Consider the following 26,965-nt stretch of genomic DNA (forward strand, 5'->3'; position numbering starts at 1 on the left):
AAAATAGCCTTATTGAACCAACATTAAAAATCAAGATTAAAAAGGAAAACGCTTGCAACGGATTATATAAATCCTGTTACAAGCGTTTTTTTATTGTCTAAAAAACAATGATAATCAAAATATGCGATGTTTTTCAGTGCCCTCTTTTGAAAATGCAGCTTTTTTTGTGGATTATGTTATTTGCGTGAAGGATCGTAGCGGTATCCTTTTTTGGGGCTTTTTCTGCCCCAAAAAAGATATAGCGAAGAGCCTGACCCGTAGTTTACGGAGGGACACGCCCTAATTTATCTTTTAATGCATGGCGTCGGCAGGATTTATTTTTGATTTTCCTGGTTTAACCAATAATATAACTGGGATACAGAGCAAAAATAAAATTCCGAGATACATAAATATATCCATATAAGATAGTACAGTACTTTGTTTCATAACCGAAAAGTCTATGGCTTGATAGGCTTTTTTCAGGGCTTCGTTGGCTGTATATCCTTTTGACATAAAACCTGCTTGTAATTGGTGTAAACGTTGCTGTACTTCAAATTTACTTCCATCTAAATGGGAAACTAAATCAACGCGATGTTTTTGACTAAAACGAGTAATAAAGGTGGTGATAATTGCGATTCCGAATGATCCCCCCAACTGTCTCATCATTCCAGTAAAAGCAGCTCCTTCACCAATTCCTTTTCCAGATAGGGTAGAAAGTGACATGGTCGTGATGGGAACAAATAACAACCCTAGTCCAACACCTCTTAAAATTAAAGGCCAATATAAATGCTCAACACCAGTATCTGGAGTCATTACATTATGCATCATCAAGGTAAAAATAAAGAAGGTAAAAAAACCAACTGCAACCATATACGTTTGAGGAATACCATTTTGAATCATTCTTCCCACGATTGGCATCATAAAGGCTGTCGTAATGGAACCTGGAATTAATAATAATCCAGCATCTAGTGCGGTCCACCCTAAAACTGATTGTGTATAGATTGGAATGATTAAGGTTGATCCATACAAACCGAAACCTAAAATAAAACTCATTATGGTTCCAATACGTAGGTTTCCATCCTTTAAAACACTTAAGTTTACAATTGGGTATTTGTAGGTCATTTGTCTCCAGATAAACAATACAAGTCCAAAAACAGAGACGGTACTAAGGGTTACTATTAACTCATCGTTAAACCAGTCGTCTTGTTGACCATGCTCTAAAACAAATTGTAATGATCCAATGAAAGCTGCCAAAAGAACAATACCAATCCAATCGACTTGATTGGATTTAAGTTTTTCGCCGTATTTTGGACTACGTACAAAGCTTAGCGTTAATAAGGTAGCAATAATACCTAGTGGGATATTAATATAAAAAATGTAAGGCCATGAAAAATTGTCGACCAAATAACCACCTAAAGGTGGTCCAAGTGTAGGTCCAACAATAACTCCCATACCGTAAATGGCTTGTGCCATACCTCGTTTTGCTACTGGATAACTCTCTGTAATAATCGTTTGTGCTGTAACTAAGAGGGCACCTCCACCAAGTCCTTGTACAAACCTGAAGGCTACGAGCTCCCAGATATTGGTTGCGTTTCCGCATAAAAAAGATGAGACGGTGAATATTACAATGGAAACTGCAAAATAGTTGCGACGTCCAAATTGCTGTGATAGCCAACTCGTCATAGGGATCACGATTACGTTGGCAATGGCATAGGCAGTAATTACCCAAGCAACATCCGTTAACGTAGCTCCCAAACTCCCTCGCATATTGGTCAATGCTACGTTTACAATGGTGGTATCTACAATCTCCAATAAGGCACAGAGTACTGCGGTTATCGTAATGATAACACGTCTGAATCCGTATTCTACTAAGTCATCTTGTCCTTGTTGTGTCATTTGTATTGATGATAAAATTTTATTTTATGTGTACATCTACATCCACATTCATTCCTGGACGTAGTTGTTTAATTTTTTCGGCATCATTGTCTTTGTCGATGCTGATTTTTACGGGTAATCTCTGAATCGTTTTTACGAAATTTCCAGTAGCATTGTCTGGAGGCAAAATTGAGAAACGTGATCCGGTAGCTGGAGAAAAAGAAGTTAGAGTCGCTTTGAACTCATAATCAGGGTAAGCATCTACTTTTAAAGTTACTTTTTGTCCTGCAACCATTTTATTCAATTGTGTCTCTTTAAAATTTGCAATAACCCAAGCTACATTGTTATTGATAATATAGAATAGAGATTGTCCTGGTTGCACTAATTGCCCTGGTTGAATATCAATTTTTGAAACTTGACCATCAATAGCAGCAGTAATAACTGTGTAGGTCAAATTCAATTGAGCAGTCTCCAACATAGATTTTGCTTTTTTAATATTTGCAGCAGCTACTTCAGTTTGTTTATCAGACACTTTAGAATTTGCTTGTGAAACCGATTTTTGAAAAGAAGAGGCCTTTTGTTGTTGTTCTAATATTTTGATTTGGTTTTCTGCTTCTTGCTTAGCCGCTAATGCTTGCTCATACTGTTGTTTTGTTATGGTATGGCTTTTGTATAAATTGCTGTAACGATTAAAATCATTGGTAGCTAGACCCAATTTGATTTTTGCAGACTGAATGTTTCCACCTGCAGATTGCACATTAGCGTCTGATACAGATACACTTGCCAAAACACTTCCGATATCTGCTTTTGAAACTTCAAAATTTCCTTCAGCGCTTGCTAAATTTGCATTCGCTTCATCAATTTTTAAACGGTACTCTTTGGAATCAATAGTGAATAATGTATCGCCTTTCTTAACATAATCATTGTCTTTGATATATACTTTGTCAATATACCCAGAAACTCTTGGAATAATCGGGTTCATGTTTTTCTCAATTTGAGCATCATCTGTTTCTTCGTGAGCCAGTGAGTGCATGTATTTGAATATTCCATAAGCACCACCCAAAATTACAAGTGCAGAAACGATTATAATAAATTTAGTATTAGTTTTTTTCTTTTCCATTTTGATTATATTTTTGAAAGATTGAATGTTTGATTTAATTGTCCTGATGCCGATAATAGGGCATAGTATTTTTCAATACTATCTGCTTTAGACAGCGTTTTGTTTATTTTAGAAGCCAACTGCTCCACATCAGCTTCGAGTAAATCGTTGGTATCTGCCAATCCATTATCGTATTTATCTTTTATAATTCGATAATTTTCTGTTGCTTGACCCACTGCTTCTGTATAGACTTGCTCTTGTTTCAAGGACAATTCGTATGTTTCCATAGCACGTTTTACTTGAATTTTTATGTAATCAGTTAGAACTTTTTCTTCATTTTTTACTTCATCCGCTTTACTTTTAGCCAATTTTACAGTAGTACCATTTTTTAAAATTCCACTTAAATCATAAGATAAACCAACTCCAAAGTTTATTGCATTTTGCACATTAATTACATTCTTAAGATCCAATGTAGTATAACCACCAACAAGCGCAAGAGTAGGATAGTAACCACTTTTAGCTATTGCAACATTATCTAGACTTGCTTTTTGTGCTAATTGAACAGCTTCCAAATCTTTTCTATTTCCAAGAGCAGTTTCGTCACTGGTAGGAATACCGCTCATGTCAAAATTTGCAAAATCACTTTCGAATACTTCTACAACAGTACTTGGGTCTAATTTTAAAAAGTTGGTTAATTCAAAGTTGAGTGTATTTAAGTCACTAGTTGATTTGTCCAAAGACAACTGTAACTTTGATACTTGTAATTGCGCTTTAAGTAAATCGTTTCTAGGTATTATACCATTTTTCTCTAATTGAATAAAATCTTCTACTCTTTGTTGAGCACTTTTTTTGTTTTCAGCTAATAGATCAATTGTTTTTTGTGCCTTATACAATTGGGCATAATAATCAATTACTCGCATAGCAACATCTTCTTTGGTTTGCAATGCATTTGCAGTTTCGGCTTCGTACATATGGTCTGAAGCTTTAACGCTATTGCGAAGTTTAAAACCACTAAATATGGGTAAGGAAGCGGTAACTTGGCCCAATATTAATTGATTTACCACCGGGGTTCCACCTGTGCTAGAAGAACTACCGCCCGTTTGCAAGTCCACTTTTGCATTGGTCAAACGTTGGTATTGACCTGAAACCTTCAAATCGGGATACATGCGATTTTTTACCGACTGTACCTCCAACGATTTGGATAAAACTTTGGAATCTGCTAGTGATACTTCACTATTTTTCTTCCAAGCCAAATGAATGGCTTCTTCGAGTTTCAAACTCTCTTTGACCTGCGCCTGCAGGCTAGGCATTAGGAATAATGATACTCCTAATACTAGGTATGGATTAATTTTCATAGATAAGAAGTCCTTTTATAGTTTGTTGTATGTGTGCTGTAACTGTGTTTTCTATATAATATTCAAAATCCGATTCCTTTTCAAGCTGTAATAAATTTTGAAAATAAATCTTATTCATATAGACGTGAAAGAAGGTACCCAAGATTGTTGGAGTGATTAACTCAATAGTCACGTCTTTTTTAAATACTAATTGTGCTTGACCTTCTTCGATAATTCGTTTTAAAGCATTAAAATTTTTAAGTCTAATATCATCTAGAATTTCAAGTTTGATATTTGACTTTCCACCAGCTAATTCAAAATGTAATATTCTGTAAATTCCTTTATTACAATTAAAACGGTTGATGTATAATGAAATTAAACGTTTCATTTTTTCTCTTGGATCTAATTTTTCTGTTACTAAATTTTCAATTTCAAATCTTAAATCTTTCAAACGATAACTAGCTAAGGCTTGTAGTAGCTTTTCTTTCGATCCAAAATAATAAGATACCATAGCGATATTTATTTTGGCATTTTTTGCAATAGTCCTGATAGAGGTACCTTCAAAACCATTATCTGCAAACAAAGACTCGGCTACTAATAGAATCTCAATTTGTTTTTCGTTAAAATCTGTATTCAAACTCATCATAGTTTCATTATTGGAATGCAAAATTAAACAAGTGTTTAGTTTAAACAAGTGTTTAGTTTCTGTTTAACATATGATTAACATGATAAAAAAAGAATGTAGAAAAATAAATCTAAGATTCCAGAGATTTGATTTCGTTATCTAGTGTACTTTTTTACAGCTGTAAAAAACAATTTTATTACTATGGATTTTATAGAAGGTGGCTGGTTTTTAAATATTTGAGTGGTAATTTTTTTATAATTATACACTAACTAAATCTCATTTTAAATGCCATTGGGATATATTTTAGAAGTAGGGGCAAATTTAGAGTTCGCATAGCTTTGTCCATTTCAAGGTAAATGCGATTGAGTAATTCTCTATTCTCCTCCTTAGTTTTGTTCATTTTTACTGCTTTCTTAATAACTAATAAAACAGTATGATTAAGCTTATTTGTAAAGGGGTTTAGTTTTTTGTAAAAAACTCTTCCTAGTGAATTAGGTATGACCCTTTTTTTTACCAATATTGCATCTATAAAAACGATATTATAGTCTCGGGAACACCTAAACCAATAATCCATATCCTCGAAAGCTAATTTTTCATCATAACCATTTAAGGCTATAAATGTTTCTCGTTTCAACATAGAGCTGACAGAACAAATGTAATTTCTATATCCAATAACTGAACAATAAATGTCTCCAGAAGGTGGGGGAGGAGTTGCTTTGTATGCCGCATCTATATTGTAATAATAGCTAAGATGATTACCGTCAATAGAAATTAATTCAGCATTTCCATAAACCATTCCAATATTCTCATATTCAGAACTTAAAAAAGTATTTATTTGTTTCTCAATGCAATCTGGTGTCAAAACGTCATCAGCAGCCAAGTCAATAAAATAATCTCCTTTTGATAACATAAAGGCTTTGTTAAAGGTTTTATTGTTACCAATGTTTTCTAAATTAGAAACAAAAGGGATTTCAGGATATTGCATCAACCAATTTTCAATAATATCTTTGGAGTTATCTATACTAGCATCATCTGCAATAATAAGTTCAATATTTGGATAGGTTTGATTGAGAACTGAATTTAATGATTCAATGACATATGCACTATGATTGTAGCACATACAAATAACTGTCACCAATGGTTTTGATTGCATAAATGTGAATTGAAGATCTTGTAAAAGCAAAAATAGAGGTCGTAATTGAAATAAAAAAATAGATTACTAAAATTTGTTACTTTATCGAAAATGTGAACTTGTTGATTACTACTGATAGAAGTATAATTTGTTTTAAACAAATATTAATAGTATAATTGTGCTAATGTAAATAAATTCAGATTTAAATTATACTTTTTAAGTAAAATAATAAGAATTTTGCAATTAAATAATTATCATGGATATAGAACTAATCAAAATACCCAAAATAGAAGACCCAAGAGGTAATTTATCAGTGATAGAAGGTGATTTGATCCCTTTTACTATTCAAAGGGTATATTATTTGTATGACGTTCCCTCTGGCGCTGAACGTGGAGGACATGCTCATAAAAACCTGAAACAAATTTTAATCGCTTTAAGCGGTAGTTTTGATGTTATACTGAACGATGCTGTTGATCAAGAAAAAATAACTCTTAATAGACCTGATATAGGACTTTTGATAAACCCTGGTATTTGGCGTGAGATAAAAAATTTTTCATCTGGATCAGTTTGTTTAGTCGTTGCATCGGAAACTTTTTGTGAAGAAGATTATATACGAGATTTAGAGGGTTTTATAAAATATAAAAACGAGTCAATAATATAAAATTTAAATAGTTTTCAATGGTATTATTTATTACTAAAACATTAAAAAATTGAATTTTTCACCAAATAAAAAACTTTCTATTTGTATTGTAGGTGAGGAGTTAGCTACAGGCGGTGCGGAACGTTGTGCGGCACAATTATCCATTTTTTTAGAACGAAATAATTGTTATGTTCATCATGTTATTTCTATAGACAAAGTAGAGTATGAGTACGCAGGAAAATTATTGAATCTAGGGATACCTGATTTAAAAAAAGGCTATTTTCATCGATTGAAAAGATTCTGGATAATGTACCAATTTTTTCAAAAAAACACCTTTGATTACATTATTGATGCACGCACCAAACATCATTTTTTGCAGGAATTGATAATAACTAAATTTATATATAATGCTCCATTGATTATTTGGGTTCATAGTTATATGACTTATCTGTATTTTCCTAAATCAAATTGGAAAGCAAAATTTATTTATAATAAATCATTAATACTATCTGTATCATCACCCATCACTACAAGGATTAAAGAATTGTATGGTTTGAGTAATCTGGAAACTATTTCTAACCCACTTGATTTAACTCATATTGAAGAGAAATCTTTTGATAAAACTGATATTGTTGGAGATTATATTTTGGCAGTTGGTAGAATGAAAGACAACATAAAGCAATTTGATGTTTTAATTGATTGCTATTCGAAAACCTGTTTGCCCAATCGAAATGTGAAATTGGTACTACTAGGAGATGGGAAATTAAGAAAAGAACTCCAAAACCAAGTTAGAATTTTAGGAATAGAAAACCTAGTTGAATTTAAAGGACTGGTAGATAATCCATTTAAATATTTCAGAAGAGCTTTGTTTTCTGTGTTGACAAGCAAATATGAAGGATTTTCAATGGTTCTTGCAGAAAGTTTAGCCTGCGGTACACCAGTAGTGTCTTTTGATTGTTTATCTGGGCCTAGTGAAATTATTATAGACAAAGAAAATGGATTGCTAGTTGAAAATCAAAATGGTGAGGCTTTGATTGATGCAATGAATACCATGATTACTGATACTGAATTATATGCAAATTGTAAATTAAATGCAAAAACAAGTATTTCTCGTTTTTCTATTGATAAAATAGGGAAACAATGGTTGACTATTTTTAAGAATAATTAATTGGTTTCTTATCGATAGGTTGAGAATCTATAACCTTTGATTAGAAGCAGGTATTTTGTTTTTTTTATTATTCGCAGTACCTTTACTGGAGTAAATAATAGGATTTTTTGTTTCCAATTGAGGTTTGATAAATTAATTTCTTTAATTAATTTATCAGAAGCTAAGTTATTGCCTTCTAGTTTATAAATTTTAGCATGCGTATACCTTTGAAAATCCAAAAATTTTTTCAAAGATGAATTTTTAAGGTTCGCTTTTTCATATTTTTCAAAATCTGTGATTTTTTTTGAACCCAAATTAGTTTGAGTAATTTGATTTTCTACATGTATTAAATATTGAACTAATGCTTTCTTTGAATATGCTAATTTATAGAGTAAGTTTATTCGGATATTGAAATCAATATCTTCTCCAAATTTTATTTGATTATCAAAATAACCTGCTTTTTCAAAAACTTCCTTTTTTACACAGATACCAGAATAGCAAAATAATGGTTGTGTAATATTTGTTAAAAAATAATTATTAATTAATGATCTGTTAGGGAGTGTATTCGCAATATTTGCGGGTAGAAGTGTTTTTCCATTCTTTACTACTTCTTCATAATTCGTCCCAAAAATGGATGCTGATGGAAATTCATGTATTAAGCTTATTATTTCTTCCAAGAAGTCTGGTTTCCATAAATCATCAGCGTCTAAAAAAGCAATATAATTGCCTTTTGAATTTTTTATACCTGTATTTCTTGAAGCAGAAAGCCCTTGATTATAATCGTGTTTTATTATTTTAATTTGATCATTATTTACTTTAATAACTTCGGCTAGACTACCATCATTAGAACAATCTTCAACAATTATCAATTCAAAATTTTGATAACTTTGGAAGAGAACACTGCTTATTGTTTTCTCTATATATTTTTTCTTATTGTATAGAGGTATAATAATGGATACTAATGGCATGATAAATTATTTTTGTAAATTACAATAATACCCAAGTTTATATAAGTCAAATAGAAATAATGATGGTTTCTGGGATGTTAAGTTATTTAGTATTCGTTTTTTACTTATACTGTAAATTAATTTCAGAACTCCTGTAAGATATACTCTTTTTAAAATAGAATAAATAAGGGTTAGTTTAATGTCTTTAGAATCTATCTTATTATTGTTATTTAAGTTGAAGAGTGTTTGTACAGCTCTTTCTGTTTTTTTTATAAATTCAATACTAAATTGATCATTACAATGAGTTAATTGGTTTTCAATATGATTGATTGAAATTGAATGTATTCGAAGCGTTTTTATAAAAATAGAATCTTCATAACCATAGTCATTTATATATTCTGGAAAAGGATATTTTATAAGAATATCCTTCTTTAAGAGCAAGTTCCATGTAAAAACAAAATCATAATTGTTTTTAAGTCTATGATTCAGAGATTTACATTCTCTATTTCTACCATATTTCCAGCGAAGTATTTTTTTACTTTCAGGAGTATTATTTGGGTATTCCACACCACCAAAAATCACTTCGGGGGATTTTGATAATAGATTAATATAATTTTTAAGATAAGAAGAGTTGTTTGGTAATGAATCAGATTCTAAAATTAAAATATAATCATATTTTGATTTTGAACATAACATATTAATATTTTTTCCTCGACCTAGATTATGACTATTTATGGTATAATTACATCCTTTTAAAGTATTTATTTTACTGTTTTCGCATAGGTATTCTTGACTTGCATCATCTTGAACAAGAATTTCATAATTGATTTCAAGTACTTCTGCTTCTACTTTTAGTATTGTAACAAGGGGGTAAACATTGTAATTGTATGTCGGTATGAGTATCGATAGCATTATACCGTTCTTTGCACCACTTCAAAAATGGTAGCATCTTCACATTTCAAAGTTTTTGCAGGGTATTTCATTAATAAGGCATAATCATGTGTAGCCATAATGATCGTTTTTCCGTTTTCATTTATTTTTCGTAGTACTTCAAGAACTTCTGTACTCGTTTGAGGATCTAGGTTCCCTGTAGGTTCATCAGCTAGAATCAACTCAGGGTCGTTTAACAAAGCTCTTGCAATAGCAACACGTTGTTGTTCTCCTCCAGAAATTTGATGAGGCATTTTGTCTGCATATCTTTTCATGCCAACTTTGTCAAGTACTTCATCAATCTTGCGATCCATTTCGTCTTTAACTGTCCATCCTGTAGCTTTCAATACAAAAAGCATATTTTCTCTAATACTTCTATCTGGTAATAATTTGAAATCTTGAAACACAATTCCGATTTTTCGTCTCAAAAACGGAATATCATTATCTTTTAGTCCCACTAAATTAAAATCAACAATATTTGCTTCTCCTTCTTTTAATATTAAATCGGCATAAAGTGTTTTCATTAAGCTACTTTTTCCAGAACCGGTTTTTCCGATGATATAGATAAACTCGCCACGATTAACCTCCAAATTAATGTTGGATAAAATGATTTTATCTTCTTGCGAGATCGTTGCGTTTTTTAAGGAAAGAATAGGTAAAGACATAGTGAATATTATTTATTGCGTAAAAGTAAGAAGTTAACGCTTGGATTCAAAATATATTTTGTCATTATATAACTACTTGATTTTAAAAACATTTATTTTGTTCTGCTTTTTAATTTTAATTTAATAAAAAAGGCATCATTGTTGCTATGCCTGAACGTGGTAATTCCGGATTAATCATCATAAAAATGACATGTTTTTTAAAATGGTTGTAATAAAAATAGATTTCAATTCGTTATAATCCGTAGAATATAATACTTTTGAATAGATAAAAAAAACATATACAATGCGTAAATTTTCTAGGCTCTACATTTTGTTGGCTTTTGCAAATGCAATGACACTTTCTGCACAAAAATCGGCTATATATACTCACGATTTAAAAGATTTTGACAAAGCAGTTTCACTATACCGAGATGGGCAATTTGCTTCGGCTCAAACACTTTTCGAAAAAGTTTATTTGGAGAATAAAAACCAAGAAGTACTTTCAGACTGTTCCTATTATAATGCCAGTTGTGCTATTCGATTAAATCGCGGGAATGCCGAAGTACTGATTAATCGTTTTTTGACAGATTATCCTACGAGCGCCAAAAGTAATTTAGCAAATATTGAAATTGCTCATTATTATTTTGAACAAAAAAATTACGCAGATGCGCTAAAAGCCTTTGCAGATGTTGACGAAACACAGTTGAGTTACGAAGGAAGAGACAAATATAATTTTCAAAAGGGATATTGCCTTTTTGCATCAGGAGATAAAAAAGAAGCAGCTAATTACTTTAATAAAGTAGTTAAATCCCCAGTCTATAGTTCACAATCCAAATATTATCTTGGCTTTATGGCATATGAAGGGAATGATTATGCACAAGCCAATAAATATTTTGATGATGTTTCTGGAGATGAAAAGTACAAAGAAAAGCTTTCGTACTATCAAGCCGATATGAATTTCAAACAAGGGAATTTTGAAAAAGCAATCGAACTTGGAGAAAAAGCAATGGCAAAATCTACGGCCATTGAAAAATCAGAATTGAATAAAATTATTGGGGAAAGCTATTTTAACCAAAAAAAATATGATAAAGCTATTTCTTATTTAACTCTTTACAATGGTAAAAGAGGGAAATGGAATAACACAGATTATTATCAATTGGGTTATGCTTACTATAAACAAAATGATTTTGAAAAAGCAATTACACAGTTCAATAAAATTATAGGTGGTAAAGATGCAGTCTCTCAAAATGCATATTACCATTTGGGAGAAAGTTATTTGAAACTAAATAAAAAACAAGAAGCACTTAATGCTTTTAAGAACGCATCAGAAATGTCATTTGATCTAGCGATACAAGAAGATGCTAGCTTGAATTATGCTAAACTGAGTTATGAAATTGGTAATTCTTACCAAAGTACGCCGCAAGTTTTACTTAGTTTTATTACTAAATACCCAAACAATAGCAATAGAGCCGTAGTCGAGAAACTATTGATTGATTCTTATATTTCATCAAAAAATTATTCAGAAGCTTTAGTTTTATTAGAAAAAAATAAAAGACCAGAAAATAAAGGAGCTTACCAAAAAGTGACCTTTTATAAAGGATTAGAATTATATACCAACAGAGGTTATTTGGGAGCTGCAGGGATGTTCAAAAAATCACTAGAAAACCAAGTCGATGCCGAATTTACTGCGAGAGCAACATTCTGGAAAGGGGAAACCGAAAATATACTGGACGATTATAGCAATTCATTGTTGAGTTTCAAACAATTTTTGGGTATGGCTGCTGCTGCAAAAACTCCAGAATTCAAAAATATTAATTACAATATCGCCTATGGATATTTCAAATTAAAGGATTACGACCAAGCGGCTATTTATTTTCAAAATCAAATTGATAAATCAAAAAGTGATAAAGATCGTTTGAATGATTCTTACTTGCGTTTGGCAGATTGTCGTTTTGTGAATTCAAAGTATTATCCAGCAATGGAAGCATATAATAAGGTTATTGAAAATAATAATTTTGATGCAGATTATGCATACTATCAAAAATCGCTTTGCTATGGTTTCATTGGTAAAAATGATAAGAAAATAGAGGAATTAAATACCTTCATTAAGCTATATCCAAAATCAAACTATAGAGATGATGCCATGTACGAATTAGCAAATACGTATGTAGCTACCAACAAACAAGATTCGGCATTAAAAACCTACGACCGTTTAATCGAAGAATATAAAAATAGTTCATACATACCAAGAGCTATTTTGAAACAAGGTTTGATTTACTATAACTCTGATAGAAGTGATTTAGCTTTAACTAAATTGAAGAAAGTAGTTGCTGCATTTCCAAAAACTCCAGAAGCACTTGAAGCAGTTTCTACTGCAAGATTAATTTATGTTGATAATGGTCATGTAGATGAATATGCAACTTGGGTACATACATTAGATTTTGTAGCCGTTACAGATGTTGAGTTAGATAATGATAGCTTCGAATCGGCAAATAAACAATATAGTCAAAAAAATTATAGTCAAGCAATCTCAGGATTCAATGCATATATAGCTAGTTTTCCAAGAGGACTACACAGTTTACAAGCCAACTTTTATTTGGCACAAACTTATTTCTCGGAAGGAATGGAGAGTAAATCGGTTGCGAATTATGAATACGTTGTAGGTCAACCACGAAATGAATTTACTGAGCAATCACTTACTCGTTTGGGGCAGATTTATTTAAAAAATACAGATAAAACAAAAGCCATTACTATATTACAACGTTTAGAAAATGAAGCAGAGTTGGGGCAAAATAAAATTTTCGCACAATCCAATTTGATGAAGTGTTATTATGAGAAAAAAGATTATAACAATTCAGTAACCTATGCAGAAAAGGTATTGAACGCTTCAAAAATTGATGATAATGTCAAAAGTGATGCTCAAATTATCATAGCACGTTCTGCTATGCAAACTGGAGATGAGGCAAAAGCTAGAGCGGGATATGCCAAGCTTGCCACAATTGCTAAAGGTGAGTTAGCTGCTGAATCTTTGTATTATGACGCTTATTTCAAAAACAAAGACGGAAAATTCGAAGCTTCGAATGTTACCGTTCAAAAAATTGCCAAAAGTTACTCAAGTTACCGTTATTATGGTGCAAAAGGCTTGGTTGTTATGGCCAAAAACTTTTACGGTTTGAAAGATAGTTTTCAAGCCACTTATATTTTAGACAACGTGATTCAGAATTTTACAGATTATCCAGAGGTGGTTGCAGAGGCCAAAAAAGAATTGGCGATGATCAAATCGCAAGAGGCTAAAACTAATTCATCGATTCAAAACTAATTTTTAAAATTTCAAGAAAACATAAGTTTAGGTTTGAAAGGAACTAGACTGATTTCAAAAAAATATAAAATATGAAATTCAATTTCCAAAATAATATAGCCTTAGCAATTGTAGTAATGACTGCGCAGGTAACATTGGCTCAAAAAAGAGATGCAAACATAGGGTCAGAAGAGGTTACAGTAACCAAATCGTACAGTCCAACCATATCAGATGCAAATAAAATTAAAGAGATTCCGTCACTAGATGATGATGGAAATGCAAAAAAAGAAACGATTAAATATTCTATTTTTTCATTCCCTGTTGCCTCCACTTTTGCACCTTTAAAAGGGAAGGCAGAAGGTGTAGATAAAACAGAACAAGCCCATTTATACGATAACTATGCAACGTTAGGAATTGGTAATTTTGGAACTATAAATGCAGAACTTTTTGTAAACAAAGATTTAAACAATAACAATTATGTAGGAGGTATGTTTCGTCATTTATCTTCACAGGGAGGAATTAAAAATGCCGATTTGAATACTAGTTTTTATGACACAGCACTTGATTTGAATTACGGAGGTAATTATGAAGCCATGTCATTTAACTTAGATTTAGGATATAAAAATCAAAGTTATAATTGGTACGGATTACCTGGGAGTTTTGGAAGTACACTAATACCATCTGATCGAAATAATTTGATTAATGGTATTGAGCCACAACATGCTTTTAATACTTTTTCGATAGGAAGTAGGTTTTCATTTGATGAAAGTGCTTTGAATCAGGCTAGTTTGAAGTTCATTCATTTTTCGGATACTTTTGGGTCAAACGAAAATAGATTTATTGCGCAACCTACCTTTCAGTTTGATGTAAGAGATGAACTGGTAAAAACCAAAGTTGTGGTTGATTACGTTGGAGGAAGTTTTGAAAATAATTATTTAAAAACCAATACTCAAGCCATCAAATACGGATATACGAATGTCGGAATCCAACCTAGCTTTGTTATGTTGAAAGATGATTGGACGCTTAATTTGGGTGCTGGAGTTTTCTACAGTAGAGACATTGAAAACAGTAGAGGTACAGTATTTGTTTACCCACAAGTTACAGCCTCTTTGAAAGTGGTAGGTGATTTGATGATTTTCTATGCAGGAGCTGAAGGGAGTTTAGAACAAAATTCATATCAACAATTTGCAGATATAAACCCATATTTATCGCCAACAATGGGAGATAAAATAACAAGAAACTATATCAAACCAACAGACAAGCAGTATGATATTTCTGCAGGATTAAAAGGTAAATTGGCTAGTAATGTAAGTTATAATCTTAGAGCAGCTTATCTAAACGAAAAAAATAAAGCATTATTTAAAAGCCAAGATTATAACGAAAGTGCGAATAATGCAGCTTACGCTTATGGAAATGCATTTCAGGTAGTGTATGATGACCTTAAGACACTAAGCTTCTCAGGAAACGTAAAGGCGAATTTTTCAGAAAACGTCACTTTCGGATTGACAGGAACTTTTAATAGCTTTACTACTGGCGCGCAGCAAGAAGCTTGGAATTTACCAAAAGTAAAAATTGAATCAAATTTGGATGTAAATCTTACTCAAAAATGGTTTACGGGTGTGCAACTATTTTATGTCGGCAGTCGTATGGATATGCAGCAAAATACTTCTTTTGTACCATCTACAGCAGTAAAACTAGATAGCTATTTTGACTTAAATGCACACATAGGATACAAACACAGTGATCGTTTGACAGGTTTCTTGAAAGCGAATAATATAACTAATAATGGGTATCAAAAATGGCTAAACTACCCTGTACAAGGAGTTCAAATTGTACTAGGAGCCAATTATAAATTTGATTTCTAATGTTTAAATAACAAAGTGTACGCAGAAAGCACAAGATTCACAAAGTATTATTACGCTGTGTTCTTGTGCTTTTTTAATTTTCAGGGCGTGCCCCGCCGAAAAAAGCGGGTCAGGCTATACGTTGCAATCTTGTGGCGGCATAAATGCCCGCCGCCACAAGGATTTCCACTTCTATCCTTCACGCAAAAAAAAATAGCAACCAATTTAGAATTCTAAAAAACAACGAAACTTAGTATCTTAGCAACCTAGCCACTAAAAAAAATGACTTTCAAGCAAAAAATACATTCGCATTATTCCCTTCAAGTACAAGACCGAATCGATGTTTTTAGAGACATGATTTCCGGATTGACAGAAGATGCAAAGAACGACGCCAAAGGTTCAGCAGGAGACAAGCATGAGACCGCTTTGTCTATGATGCACTTGGAGCAAGAAAAACTAAATACCAAATTGAGCGAAGTAATCACTCAAAAATCAGTGTTAGAAAAAATTAATCCTGAGATTGTTGCCGAAACGATTTCGTTAGGAAGCCTCGTCAAAGCAAACGGAATATACCTTTATCTTTCTTTGGCTTTACCAAAAATCAACATCGAAGGAATAAATGTAATTGCACTTTCGCCACAAGCGCCACTAGGGAATAAGTTGATGGGAAATAGAGTAGGCTTTACTTTCGAAATAAATGGAACCAAGTATTTGATTGAGAGCGTGGAATAATAATTATTTAAAATAAATTTATACGCCTAAAATTTGTATATTTGTACGTATAAATAATTAACTATGGATACTAAACTCACTTTAAAGCTTGATCAAGAGATAATTGAAAAAGCGAAGCAATATGCTTCTGATAAGAAATTAAGTTTGTCAAGGCTGATAGAGAATTATCTTAACTCTCTAACTTCGGATAAACCCAATAATGATATACAAATCTCTCCTTTTGTAAAAAGCCTTTCGTCAGGCATCTCTATTCCAGCGGATTACGATTATAAAAAAGATAGAGCAGATTATTTAGATCAAAAGTACAAATGACTAGGCTATTTTTAGACACCAATGTAATTTTGGATTTGTTGGGAGAAAGAATGCCTTTCTATGATTCGATTGCCAAGGTTGCGACTATGGCTGATCGAAAGAAAATTACTTTGGTTGCATCGCCTCTTTCTTTCACAACAGTAGATTACGTTTTAAATAAATTTGAAAGTTCTGAGTCGGTTTTAAATAAACTTCGAAAGTTTAAAATAATCTGTGAAGTTTGTGAAGTGGATGAACAAACGATTGAAAAAGGACTGAATTCAAGTTTTAAAGATTTTGAAGATGCTGTTCAATACTTTACAGCGTTACAATCCAATTGTTCGATTATTATAACACGAAACGGAAAAGATTTTAAGACTGCTACAATACCCATTATGACCGCTGAGGAATATTTGAGTAGTGTTATGTGACAAATTTTTCTTAATTAGGATTTACATTAAAGATATAATTTATGAATAACAATTTTTTACCGAGCAATTCTTTTGAAATTGCAAATTCAAAAGGTTTTTTAAAAAAATTAAGTGATGAGTATGGAGATTTTGACAAAGCACATCTTAATCCTCGATTTGCAATAAATTGCGCAATAACTTCTTGGCATCTTACTGACTGGACATATGAAGAGTTTTACAAAAAAGACGAACGTTTTCAGGATTCTAAGGAGGGCAAAAAAACAGTGTCTGGTATATCAAAATATCAAGAATTTTTAAAAGAATCTTGTCCAGAATTAGAATATATGAGAATGATTACAAACGGTTCAAAACACTGTAAGGTAAATCAAAAGCATCGTACGATTGTTTCTACAGGAGACTTTTCTTCGGGTGATTTTAGTAGACACGATTTTGCAGTTCCAAGATTTGTAATTACAAATGAAAATAGTGAGGAAATAGATTTTGAAAAACTTTTACTTGTGACTATAGATTTTTGGAAAAAGTTTCTAAATCGCCTCTCATAATTAAATGCTTCTATCTTTTTATTATAGACTTTTGCTTTTGTTCTCTCTAAATCATTACCAAAAAACTCAAATCCCTAATAAAACTTTTCGTAATTTCGCGACCGTAAAAGTTTGACTTTAAAACTAAATTAAATTATGAGCAAAATAATGACAGTCGACGTCTTGTCGAGTATTAAAGGAGCACAGCCTTCCGAGAGTGTGAATAAATTGTTTGATGTAATCAAGAATGCAAATGCATCAAATAATAATGCTGCCAATAATGTCAATTATAATTGCGTGTCTGTAAGTGATTTAAGAGATGATGTGGTAATCGAAAGCTCGGCGATTGAGAAAGAACTCATCATGGAAAATTTCCCAAACAAGAAAAATGGATTTTTAGTAGTTGCTAAAGTTATAGAAGGATAATGATGGAATCTCAAATAAAAAATATACACCAACAATTGGTGTCAAAAGAAATAACTTGTACTGCATTGGTGCAAGAAAGACTCGATTTGCTAAAGCAAAATACCTACAATTCGGTAAATGCTTTGTTAGATACAATGGCGCTTGAATTGGCGGCAAAAGTAGATGCGAAAATTGCAAATGGAGAAACAATCGGCTTGTTGGAAGGTATTCCGTTTGGAATCAAAGATGTGTACATGGTGCAAGGAACCTACACAACAGCAAGTTCTGATTTGTTGAAAAATTATAAATCACCATATACAGCAACTGCCATTCAAAAATTATTAGATGCTGGTGCCATTCCGTTAGTAAAAGAAAACTGCGATAGTTTTGGTCACGGTTCTTCTAGCGAAAACACCATTTTTGGAGCGGTAAAAAATGCCATTAACCCAGAATTGGTTGCAGGTGGTTCAAGCGGAGGTTCTGCTGTAAATGTTGCTAAAGACTACACCGTTTTTTCTATAGGTGGAGACACAGGAGGTTCAATTCGTCAGCCTGCAGGTTACAATCATATTTATGGTTTGAAGCCAACTTACGGTCGTGTTTCTAGATTTGGTTTGATGGCGTATGCGTCCTCTACAGATTGCGTCGGCCCATTGGCAAAATCAATCGAAGACATTCGTATTGTGATGAATGTCATGAGCGGAAAAGATCCAAAAGACCAGACTTCGATTGCATCAAACGAAATTTCAGAAGAAGCAATTTCTCATTCGACTGTAAAAACAATCGGTTATTTTAAAAATTTTATCGAAAGTGATGCTATCGATGCGCAAGTAAAAGCAGACTTTTTAGCAGCTATCGAAAAAATAAAAGCCAAAGGAATTGCTGTAAAAGAATTGGATTTCTTTAAGTCAGATATTTTAGTTTCGACTTATTATACCTTGGCAATGGCCGAAACGGCTTCCAATTTATCACGTTTAGACGGGACAAACTACGGAAACCGAATCGAGTCTGAAAACTTAATTGAAACTTACGCAGTAACGCGTTCTGAGAATTTTTCGGAAGAAACAAAACGCAGAATCGTAGGAGGGAACCAAGTATTGTCTCAAGGTTTCTCGGATGCGATTTATTTGAAAGGACTGGCTTTAAGAGATCAAATTTCGGAAAACTTCCGTAAGGATTTTGAAGAAGTTGATATCATTTTATCACCAGTAACGCCAAGTACTCCTCCAAAAATCGGAGACAGTTTGAAAGATCCTTTGGCGATGTATTTGTCAGATGCTTACACAGTAGGTTTTAGTTTGGGACAATTACCAACAATGACGGCGCCACAAGGAACAAGTACAGGACTGCAAATTACGGCAGCAAAAAATAATGACGAATTAGTGATGCAATTTGCTAACTTCTTAAAAGATACACTATAATGGAATTGGAACAATTAAATGCGGCGATTATTGCCCACGATTTAGAATTGGTAATCGGAATTGAAACTCACGTTCGATTAAATACCAAAACCAAGTTGTTTTGTTCTTGTCCAAATCAAGAAATTGAAACACCTAATCAAAATATCTGTTCGGTTTGTACGGGACAAATGGGCGTTTTGCCTGCCCTAAATAAAGAAGCGATAACCAAAGCGATTTATTTTGGAAAAGCGGTAGAATCGACCTTTAACAACGAAGTGATTTCTTGGGATAGAAAGCATTACGAATACCCAGACAACCCAAAGAACATTCAAATTACACAATATCATAATCCTGTAATTCCTGATGGTCACGTTTCTTGCTATAGAAATGATGGTTCTCAGTTTACAGTAAATTTGACTCAGGTTCATATCGAAGAGGACGCTGCCAAATTGATGCACGAAAAGAAAATTTCGTTAGTCGATTTCAACAAAGCAGGTGTGCCATTAATCGAAATTGTTACAGAGCCTTGTCTTCGAAATATCGAAGATGCATCTACTTATGCGCAATACATTCAGCGTATCGTTCAAAATTTAGGAATCTCTGAAGCGAACCTTGAAAAAGGAGAATTCAAATCGGATGTTTCGGTTTCGTTACGTAAAAAAGACAGCGCCGAATTAAACCCAAGAACGGAAATCAAAAACTTGAACTCGTTTAAGTTTATGGTCGAAGCTTTGAAGGAAGAAGTAGAGAAGCAATTCAATTATTTTATCGAAAATAAAGCGTTTAGACCCGATCAAACCACAGTTTTATGGGATGCCGATTTGAAGCAAACCAAAGTGATGCGTAAAAAGGAATTCGAAGCAGATTACCGTTTTATTTCGGAGCCAGATTTACCTTTTGTAAACATCAAAAAAGAAATTGAAGCTATTTCTGTAGATACCGCTTCTTTGCCTTTCGCCGTAGAATCAATTTTGATAAAAGGTGGTGTATTGCCGCAAGATGCTAAGTTTTTTACCGCAGATGCTTTGCGTTCTAGAACCTTTGTAACCTTAAATAATTCGATAAATGATCCTTCGTTTGTGGCTAAAACTTTAGCTAACAATGTAAAAGCAGAGGATTATGTCAAAATTAATAACATAGCGCATTTAATTACCATTTTTGTATTATTCAAAGCCGAAAAAATTACGGCGGTTTTAGTTCAAAATGCGATTGCAGGCTATTTGAAAGATCATAATTTTGATTATAATAAGTATTTCGAAGAAAACACCATTTCTGAAGATAAAATCCAAGAAGTAATTACTAAAGTACTTGCTGAAAACGAAGCTGTAGCCAATGACATTAAAGCCGGAAACCAAGGAAAAGCGGGTATTTTGGTTGGTAAAGTATTAGGTGTGGTTGGTAAAGGTGCCGATGGAAAAGTAATTCGTCAAATTATTTTGGATCAATTGGGAGCTGCAGCCGTTTTAGAAAAGAAAGAAGCTGCTCAAAATGATTCGAAAGAAATAGAAGTAGAGAGCAAAGGACATCAAGAAGAAACCCTTCCGGAAGTGCCAATTATAATAAAAGACAATTACAGAACACACAAAATCTCACAACTGTCTGAGGAAAATATCAATCAAGAAGTAGAATTGTCTGGTTGGGTAGCGTCTGTGCGTGACCACGGAGAATTGATGTTTATCGATTTGCGTGATTCTAGTTACGAGATTTTCCAGGTTCGTATTAGTAGAGAATCGTTCCCAAATATTGATGATTTGGTGAAATTAAAACCAGAATCTGTGATTTCTGTAAAAGGAATTGTCGTGGGTCGTAATGAAGATGATTTCAATGCAGGATTGCGTACGGGTAAAATCGAAATGGAAACGTCTGCTTTAGAAATTTTGAATTTATCGAAAACCTTGCCTTTCGAAATAAAAAGAGCTGCCAAAACAAATGAAGCAACTCGTTTTCAATATAAATTCTTAGACCATAGAAATGATGAGGTTCGTAGAGCTATTGTCAACCGTCATAAAGTGATTAAATTATTGCGTGATATCTTAGATGAAGAAGAGTTTTTAGAAATTGAAACTCCAATTCTAAGCGCCGGAACCGATGAAGGAGCTCGTGAATTTATCGTTCCAACACGCAAGCAAGCCGGTTTCTTTTATACGTTGCCACAAGCGCCACAGCAGTTCAAACAAATGTTGATGGTAAGTGGTTATGAGAAATATTTCCAAATTGCACGTTGTTTTAGAGATGAGGATTCTCGTGGAGATCGTCAACCAGAATTTACGCAATTGGATATCGAAATGGCATACGCAAGCATGCAACAAATTATCGATTTGAATACCAAAATGTTCAATGACATCGTTACAAAAATATATGGTAAAAAATGGATTTTGCATCCGTTTGAAATGATTACCTATAAAGATGCTATGGATTTCTACGGTTGTGATAGACCTGATTTGCGTTACGGATTGAAAATGCAAGACATTACCGAAATCGTGAAAGAAACGACTTTCCAAGTATTCAGTAAACCAATTGATGAAGGTGGAATTGTAAAATGTATCAAAGTTTCGGCTCAAGAGCAAGGAAACAAACGTATGTCCAAAGGTCAGATTGAAACATTGACTGCCGTTGCACAACAACACGGTTTAGGTGGTTTGGCTTATATCATTGTAAATGAAACTGAATTGCAATCACCAATTATTAAATTCTTAGGTGAAGAAATTGCAGCAGGAATCATCAAAGCGACTGATGCACAAGTAGGCGATATTGTATTCTTTTCTGCAGCAGATTATGCTACGGCAAACAAAGCTTTGGATGCCGTTCGTCAAGAAATGGGTAGAATGTTGAATTTGATTAACCCGAAGGAATTGCGTCCGGCTTGGGTAGTTGATTTCCCTATGTTCGAAAAAACAGACGAAGGAAGATGGACGTTTACTCACAATCCGTTCTCGATGCCAGCAATCTATGATTTGAAAAAACACATGGATGGTAACGAAGACGAAATTCGAACGATCATCGCACAACAATACGATATTATCTTAAACGGTTACGAAATAGGTGGAGGTTCTGTTCGTGCACACAAATCGGAAATTCTCGAAGCGACTTATAGAAATATGGGTTACAACAAAGAAGAGATGATGAAGAGCGTAGGAACAATGTACAAAGCCTTCCAATACGGCGCGCCACCACACGGAGGAATCGCTTGGGGAATCGACCGACTAATGATGATTTTGGAGAAAAAAGCATCGATTAGAGAAGTAATGGCTTTCCCAAAAACAGGATCTAGTGAAGATTTATTATTTGGAGCACCATCACTTTTATCAGATAGAAAAGTAGAGGAGATGAATGTAAGGATATTGAGGAAATAAGGTTTTAAAATCTTCAAATAATTTAAAAAGCGGATTTGTATCGAAAGATAGGAATCCGCTTTCTAAATATAATAAATAAAAACTCAATGGGAATAGGCACAGAATACAATTCTACGCTATCAGCTACAAAGGTACATGTCCAAGCGGTCGGAAAGAAATTATTGAATAAAAAAACTCCATTAAAAAACGAAGTGAAAATCCGTAAATAAGTATGAAAAGTAGGCAACATATAAAAAGTCCTTTTGATGATTTGTAATCTTTTTTGATTACTTTTGAAAAACAATAAAGCGAAAAAAACTTTCGCTAATCTACCCAAATTTGGGTGTATATACGAAGGTTTGTTTCACACATATTCAAGTTGGCGGTAATTTTAAAACGAAGGGACGAATTAAAGAACCTAAATAAAATTTTTAAGACAAAAGAATGTATTATCCATATGCTAAATATTCCGAAATAATTGAAAGATACCTTGACAACTCTTTAATTGATTTAGAACCAATCAAAATTCCTGTTAAAAAAAAATTCAAATTTCCATATGAACCATATTGCATTAGTTTAATATTCTTTTCCTTAAGTTTGTTTCTTTTTTATTACTATTATAAAATCTTAATAATAACCATACTTGTTGTAATTGGAATATTATATTTATTTTTAGCGTTTACAGAAACCAAAGATATTATTAAAAAATACTTAATCGAACGTAAAAGTTTTAATAAAATAGAACAAGAAATTATCAAAGAAAATAGTCGACGTAGAAGAGAGTTGGCATTTTTAAAATTTGAAAACAAAATTAAGGAATACAAACAAAATAAAATTAAAGTACATTCACAGCTCTACAATCAACCTTATTTCAAAATTATCAATACTAAAAAAGGTTATAGCGAGTCTTTTTTTCTTTACTTTTTACACCACTTCTTCGGTGAAGAAATTAAACCACACAGAATCATAAAATCTTACGAAAACTATTATGATTATACTCCTGATTTTGTGTTTCAAAATAATAACATTTGTATAGATATTGAAATAGATGAACCTTATTCATTAAGCGAAAAAAAACCAATTCATTGTATGGATGAATATAATGATGGTTACAGAGATGACTTCTTCACCAGAAATAATTGGTGTGTAATTAGGTTTTCAGAAGAACAAATTATACTCTATCCTCGTGAGTGTTGTAAATATGTAGCAGATATTATATACAAAATAACATTAGAATATAAATATCTTGACAAGCTTAAATTAGTTCCTAATTTAAAAATTCAAAAAAGATGGACAACTCAAGAAGCTGAACTAATGATTAATGATAGATTTAGAGAAAATCTTTTTTTAAAGGCATATTCTAATGCTTCAATCCTTGAACTATATCCCAAAAATTACTTTGATAACGTTAATGAATATATAGTAACCAAGATTGGAGATTGGCTAACAGATTATCATCTTTTTTACAATAATTGTTACTATGGTCCAAAAAATATTATTTGTGAAAAGAAATTTTATCCAAATTTGAATATTGGTGATAGCTTTAAAATAAATTTCAATGAATTTACTGTAGAAATATATAGAAAACTTATAAACTCTGAGGATGAATATGAATTTCAATCAGAAATAATTAGAATAATCCCCCTTGCTGGCGCGAGCAGCAATAATTTCAAAGTCTAGCGCGAGTTTCTAACTCGTGCCCGTAAAGATGAGCAAACAAAGCTACAGCCCTAAAAAAGTTGTAGTTTTTTGTTTTAGAAATAAATGATAATGACCAAACTGTTTTAGATATTGATATGAATTGATTATGTTTGTGAGTACGAGTTAGAAACTCGCACTAGCCTTTGTAGAATTTCTGCTCGGACCAGTAAAAAAAAATACTTTTAGTTTAAAAATTAATTTTACATACAATAACCAAATATAATAATAGATGTTTAAAGAAGCTATTAATGATTTAAGTGAATTGAAAAACGATGGCTATCTGTCATTTGAAAAGATTGAATTTTGGCTTTTAAAATATTCATCTCTATTTAATAAAAGTAAACAGAAATTATCTTGTTCACATTTAGAATTTAAAATTCCTTGTCTGTGTTGGAATAGACAAATAGATTGCTTATTTTTTGACATATATGTTGAATTAGAAAAATTATCGTACTTAAAAAAATGCGATTTCTATTTAGAAAAAGAACTAGAGTATTATCATAATATTAAACAAGATCAAATAAAAGTGCAAGAATGGATTTTTAAACATGAAAAAATTGGAATAGAGGAATTCATATGTTATGACAATTATATGCTGCGAGATAAAATGGAAATAACTCTGAATAACGGAAAAGCCTTAAATAAATATATACCATTTACAATCAGGATGAAAATGGACAATTTCAAAAATATCTCTCAGTTTAGTACAATTTTCAATAGGCTCTTTTTTACTGAAAAAATTAATCCCGACAGATATAAAAATTGGGTTAAGCAAAGCGGATTTAATGAAAATTCATGAAAACTGCTGCCAACAGCTTGGGTTTCGTTGCGTGCGCAGCACGAACATTGAAACCCGTGTTGAACGGAACCGGAGTACCTGCCGTCAACGCTATAGGGTTTTCGTAAAAGTTTTAGAGAGAATTTCAAGAGGCAGTTGCGCCTCTTTTTTTTGGGAGCAATTTGGGTTGATTTTTTTGTGTTTTCCACTCACGAAACTTTGAGATTAACTAGGTTTGATTCAAAACTTGTTTTTGCTTATTTGTAGTTGTTGACAGGAAATTCCTGTGATATGTTACGTTTTTGAACAAACAACTTTTCCTTCTATTACTAAAATATTTTGCTATATTTGTTTGAATTAACAATAGAGGTTTTTTTATAGACTGACGTTGTTCGAAAGTTTAAAAAACCAACCGATAAATAAATGGCAAAAATCAACTCTTTGAAAATTATCTGGAAAGATGATAATTTGAAACAAATAAAAGATGATAATCTAGCGAATCAAGATTTGGAAATTTTTCAATTTGATAAAGATTTGAAAGATAAAATCATGTTCATAAAACCAAATGTTACTATAGAAGTTAAGCAGAAATTCTTTTATGGAATAACAGCAATTGGAGTTTGCCTACTTTTACTTTTCTTAATCGCTGAATTTAGTGAAGGAGGATCATTCTTAGTCAAGATTGGAGTTGTACTTTTAATAGGATCATTTGTTATCGCATTAGGAGTGATCGCTATCCCTTTTACAACTGTCAAAAGAATAATATTTGATTTAGAATTCGGATCGATTCAAAAGCAAAATGCTATAAATGTTTCTTCCAGCTGTCTTGACTTATCAACTATTAAAAGAATTGTTTTTAATCACGACATTAAAAAAACTTACGTGACTTTCAGACAACACGTTGCTGATGAAATTTCAAAAGGTTCTCCAATCTTTGTTCTGGAAAACGATGAAGAAAAAAATCAATTTGAAGAATTCATAACTACAAATATTTCAGATAAAATTTCAGTGGTACATTTAAGATAAAAGCCCGACGTCCTAGATATGTAATAAATATTCCCGCTAGCGCAAGCAAAAATAAGTTCAAAGGCTAGCACAAGTTTCTAACTCGTGCCCACAAAGAAAAACAAAAAACTACAACCCTAAAAAAGTTGTAGTTTTTTGTTTTAGAAATAAATGATACTAGCAAACTGTTTTAGCCATTGGCTTGATAATGTTATTAAACGTACTAAAGTTTTTTGTATCTTTGATAAAAGCTATTTAAATCATAATCAGTATGAATGTTCAGTATATATCCGATAATTTAGGAAATAAGACAGCTGTTGTAATTGCTATAGAAGATTGGGAAATCATGAAAAAATGCTACCCTGATATTGAAAACCTAGAAGACGAGTTACCGCAATGGCAAAAAGACATTGTTTTGAGTAGGCTAAATGATCCTCAAGCAACTATGGACGCTTTTGAAATGATTGACGATTTGGAAAAATAAAATATATATAGCTATGACACTACAATTTATTCACGATAAGCAAGGGAATACAACAGGGGTTTATATTCCTATTGAAGAATGGCGAAAGCTGAAAAGTAAGTATTCGGATTTGCAAGATGAAGAGTCTAAAGACATATCAGAATTAAGCTCGTGGCAAGAAAATATTCTTAACGAGCGTTTAGAAGATTATTATAAAAATCCTAATGATGTTGTTGATTTTGATACTACACTTGACAAGATCAGAAAAGGAATATGAGCTATGGTTTTGTAAATAGACCTGCTGTCCCTATTAATATTTAAGATATTGTTGATTACTACAAAGATATAAATCCCGAATTGGCCATTGCTTTTTTAGATAGGATTGACGAAGCTAAAAAACACATTGCCGATT

Annotated in this window: 24 protein-coding genes; 16 read left to right on the top strand and 8 right to left on the bottom strand. The window is 32.4% G+C overall.

Features of this window, described 5'->3' with window-relative positions:
* Nucleotides 1–291 precede the first annotated feature (291 nt).
* The 5 genes from M2326_RS14225 to M2326_RS14245 form a co-directional block, all read right to left on the bottom strand.
* Nucleotides 292–1,875 carry an MDR family MFS transporter gene (locus M2326_RS14225; protein ID WP_264620214.1) on the bottom strand — a complete coding sequence of 528 codons (1,584 nt, stop codon included), beginning with the start codon at nucleotides 1,873–1,875 and terminating at the stop codon, nucleotides 292–294.
* A gap of 19 nt (nucleotides 1,876–1,894) precedes the next feature.
* Nucleotides 1,895–2,974, bottom strand: a complete 1,080-nt coding sequence (locus M2326_RS14230) for an HlyD family secretion protein (RefSeq protein WP_264620215.1) — start codon at nucleotides 2,972–2,974, stop codon at nucleotides 1,895–1,897.
* Between the two features lie 5 nt (nucleotides 2,975–2,979).
* Nucleotides 2,980–4,308, bottom strand: a complete 1,329-nt coding sequence (locus M2326_RS14235; protein WP_264620216.1) for a TolC family protein — start codon at nucleotides 4,306–4,308, stop codon at nucleotides 2,980–2,982.
* On the bottom strand, nucleotides 4,298–4,933 hold the full coding sequence (locus M2326_RS14240) for a TetR/AcrR family transcriptional regulator (protein WP_319800847.1): 636 nt from the start codon (nucleotides 4,931–4,933) through the stop codon (nucleotides 4,298–4,300). Before M2326_RS14240 ends, M2326_RS14235 begins: the two co-directional genes overlap by 11 nt.
* Before the next feature lie 244 nt (nucleotides 4,934–5,177).
* The gene (locus M2326_RS14245; RefSeq protein WP_264620217.1) at nucleotides 5,178–6,065 is read right to left on the bottom strand and encodes a glycosyltransferase family 2 protein; all 888 of its coding nucleotides are present in this window, start codon (nucleotides 6,063–6,065) and stop codon (nucleotides 5,178–5,180) included.
* A gap of 235 nt (nucleotides 6,066–6,300) precedes the next feature.
* Between M2326_RS14245 and M2326_RS14250 the strand changes: the two genes are divergently transcribed.
* Complete coding sequence (locus M2326_RS14250) at nucleotides 6,301–6,705, top strand: sugar 3,4-ketoisomerase (RefSeq protein WP_264620218.1); 405 nt, start codon at nucleotides 6,301–6,303, stop codon at nucleotides 6,703–6,705.
* Between the two features lie 49 nt (nucleotides 6,706–6,754).
* Nucleotides 6,755–7,852: a glycosyltransferase gene (locus M2326_RS14255; protein WP_264620219.1), complete on the top strand. Its 1,098-nt coding sequence runs from the start codon at nucleotides 6,755–6,757 to the stop codon at nucleotides 7,850–7,852.
* Nucleotides 7,853–7,860: 8 nt separating this feature from the next.
* On the opposite strand, the gene M2326_RS14260 is transcribed toward M2326_RS14255, so the two are convergent.
* Genes M2326_RS14260 through M2326_RS14270 form a run of 3 tightly spaced genes read right to left on the bottom strand, consistent with a single transcriptional unit; the run spans nucleotide 7,861 to nucleotide 10,373 of the window.
* Nucleotides 7,861–8,799: a glycosyltransferase family 2 protein gene (locus M2326_RS14260; protein ID WP_264620220.1), complete on the bottom strand. Its 939-nt coding sequence runs from the start codon at nucleotides 8,797–8,799 to the stop codon at nucleotides 7,861–7,863.
* A 6-nt stretch (nucleotides 8,800–8,805) separates the two neighbouring features.
* Nucleotides 8,806–9,690 (bottom strand): glycosyltransferase family 2 protein, encoded by an 885-nt coding sequence (locus M2326_RS14265; RefSeq protein ID WP_264620221.1) that lies wholly within the window; start codon nucleotides 9,688–9,690, stop codon nucleotides 8,806–8,808.
* On the bottom strand, nucleotides 9,690–10,373 hold the full coding sequence (locus M2326_RS14270; RefSeq protein ID WP_264620222.1) for a cell division ATP-binding protein FtsE: 684 nt from the start codon (nucleotides 10,371–10,373) through the stop codon (nucleotides 9,690–9,692). The genes M2326_RS14265 and M2326_RS14270 overlap by 1 nt, the downstream gene beginning before the upstream one ends.
* Before the next feature lie 283 nt (nucleotides 10,374–10,656).
* On the opposite strand from M2326_RS14270, the gene M2326_RS14275 reads away from it, so the two are divergent.
* From M2326_RS14275 to M2326_RS14340, 14 genes are all read left to right on the top strand, one after another.
* The gene (locus M2326_RS14275; protein WP_264620223.1) at nucleotides 10,657–13,671 is read left to right on the top strand and encodes a tetratricopeptide repeat protein; all 3,015 of its coding nucleotides are present in this window, start codon (nucleotides 10,657–10,659) and stop codon (nucleotides 13,669–13,671) included.
* 71 nt (nucleotides 13,672–13,742) lie between these two features.
* Nucleotides 13,743–15,515, top strand: a complete 1,773-nt coding sequence (locus M2326_RS14280; protein ID WP_264620224.1) for a TonB-dependent receptor — start codon at nucleotides 13,743–13,745, stop codon at nucleotides 15,513–15,515.
* A 261-nt stretch (nucleotides 15,516–15,776) separates the two neighbouring features.
* Nucleotides 15,777–16,226: a hypothetical protein gene (locus tag M2326_RS14285; protein ID WP_264620225.1), complete on the top strand. Its 450-nt coding sequence runs from the start codon at nucleotides 15,777–15,779 to the stop codon at nucleotides 16,224–16,226.
* Between the two features lie 63 nt (nucleotides 16,227–16,289).
* The gene (locus M2326_RS14290; RefSeq protein ID WP_264620226.1) at nucleotides 16,290–16,538 is read left to right on the top strand and encodes a DUF6364 family protein; all 249 of its coding nucleotides are present in this window, start codon (nucleotides 16,290–16,292) and stop codon (nucleotides 16,536–16,538) included.
* Nucleotides 16,535–16,948: a type II toxin-antitoxin system VapC family toxin gene (locus M2326_RS14295; RefSeq protein ID WP_264620227.1), complete on the top strand. Its 414-nt coding sequence runs from the start codon at nucleotides 16,535–16,537 to the stop codon at nucleotides 16,946–16,948. Before M2326_RS14290 ends, M2326_RS14295 begins: the two co-directional genes overlap by 4 nt.
* A gap of 41 nt (nucleotides 16,949–16,989) precedes the next feature.
* Nucleotides 16,990–17,490: a hypothetical protein gene (locus tag M2326_RS14300; protein WP_264620228.1), complete on the top strand. Its 501-nt coding sequence runs from the start codon at nucleotides 16,990–16,992 to the stop codon at nucleotides 17,488–17,490.
* A 135-nt stretch (nucleotides 17,491–17,625) separates the two neighbouring features.
* The gene (locus M2326_RS14305) at nucleotides 17,626–17,895 is read left to right on the top strand and encodes an Asp-tRNA(Asn)/Glu-tRNA(Gln) amidotransferase subunit GatC (protein WP_264620229.1); all 270 of its coding nucleotides are present in this window, start codon (nucleotides 17,626–17,628) and stop codon (nucleotides 17,893–17,895) included.
* A gap of 2 nt (nucleotides 17,896–17,897) precedes the next feature.
* The gene (locus M2326_RS14310; RefSeq protein WP_264620230.1) at nucleotides 17,898–19,295 is read left to right on the top strand and encodes an amidase; all 1,398 of its coding nucleotides are present in this window, start codon (nucleotides 17,898–17,900) and stop codon (nucleotides 19,293–19,295) included.
* The gene (gatB/aspS, locus tag M2326_RS14315) at nucleotides 19,295–22,627 is read left to right on the top strand and encodes a bifunctional amidotransferase subunit GatB/aspartate--tRNA ligase AspS (RefSeq protein WP_264620231.1); all 3,333 of its coding nucleotides are present in this window, start codon (nucleotides 19,295–19,297) and stop codon (nucleotides 22,625–22,627) included. Before M2326_RS14310 ends, gatB/aspS begins: the two co-directional genes overlap by 1 nt.
* A 423-nt stretch (nucleotides 22,628–23,050) precedes the next feature.
* Nucleotides 23,051–24,286, top strand: a complete 1,236-nt coding sequence (locus tag M2326_RS14320) for a hypothetical protein (RefSeq protein WP_264620232.1) — start codon at nucleotides 23,051–23,053, stop codon at nucleotides 24,284–24,286.
* Nucleotides 24,287–24,536: 250 nt separating this feature from the next.
* Nucleotides 24,537–25,106, top strand: a complete 570-nt coding sequence (locus M2326_RS14325) for a hypothetical protein (protein WP_264620233.1) — start codon at nucleotides 24,537–24,539, stop codon at nucleotides 25,104–25,106.
* Between the two features lie 402 nt (nucleotides 25,107–25,508).
* Nucleotides 25,509–26,111, top strand: a complete 603-nt coding sequence (locus M2326_RS14330) for a hypothetical protein (protein ID WP_264620234.1) — start codon at nucleotides 25,509–25,511, stop codon at nucleotides 26,109–26,111.
* A 250-nt stretch (nucleotides 26,112–26,361) separates the two neighbouring features.
* Nucleotides 26,362–26,574, top strand: coding sequence for an addiction module component CHP02574 family protein (locus tag M2326_RS14335; protein ID WP_264620235.1), 213 nt, complete (start codon nucleotides 26,362–26,364; stop codon nucleotides 26,572–26,574).
* Between the two features lie 13 nt (nucleotides 26,575–26,587).
* The gene (locus M2326_RS14340; RefSeq protein ID WP_264620236.1) at nucleotides 26,588–26,830 is read left to right on the top strand and encodes a hypothetical protein; all 243 of its coding nucleotides are present in this window, start codon (nucleotides 26,588–26,590) and stop codon (nucleotides 26,828–26,830) included.
* The last annotated feature ends 135 nt before the right edge of the window (nucleotides 26,831–26,965 follow it).

Origin of the sequence: Flavobacterium psychraerolatum (assembly GCF_025960985.1) — a bacterium.
Lineage (GTDB): Bacteria > Bacteroidota > Bacteroidia > Flavobacteriales > Flavobacteriaceae > Flavobacterium.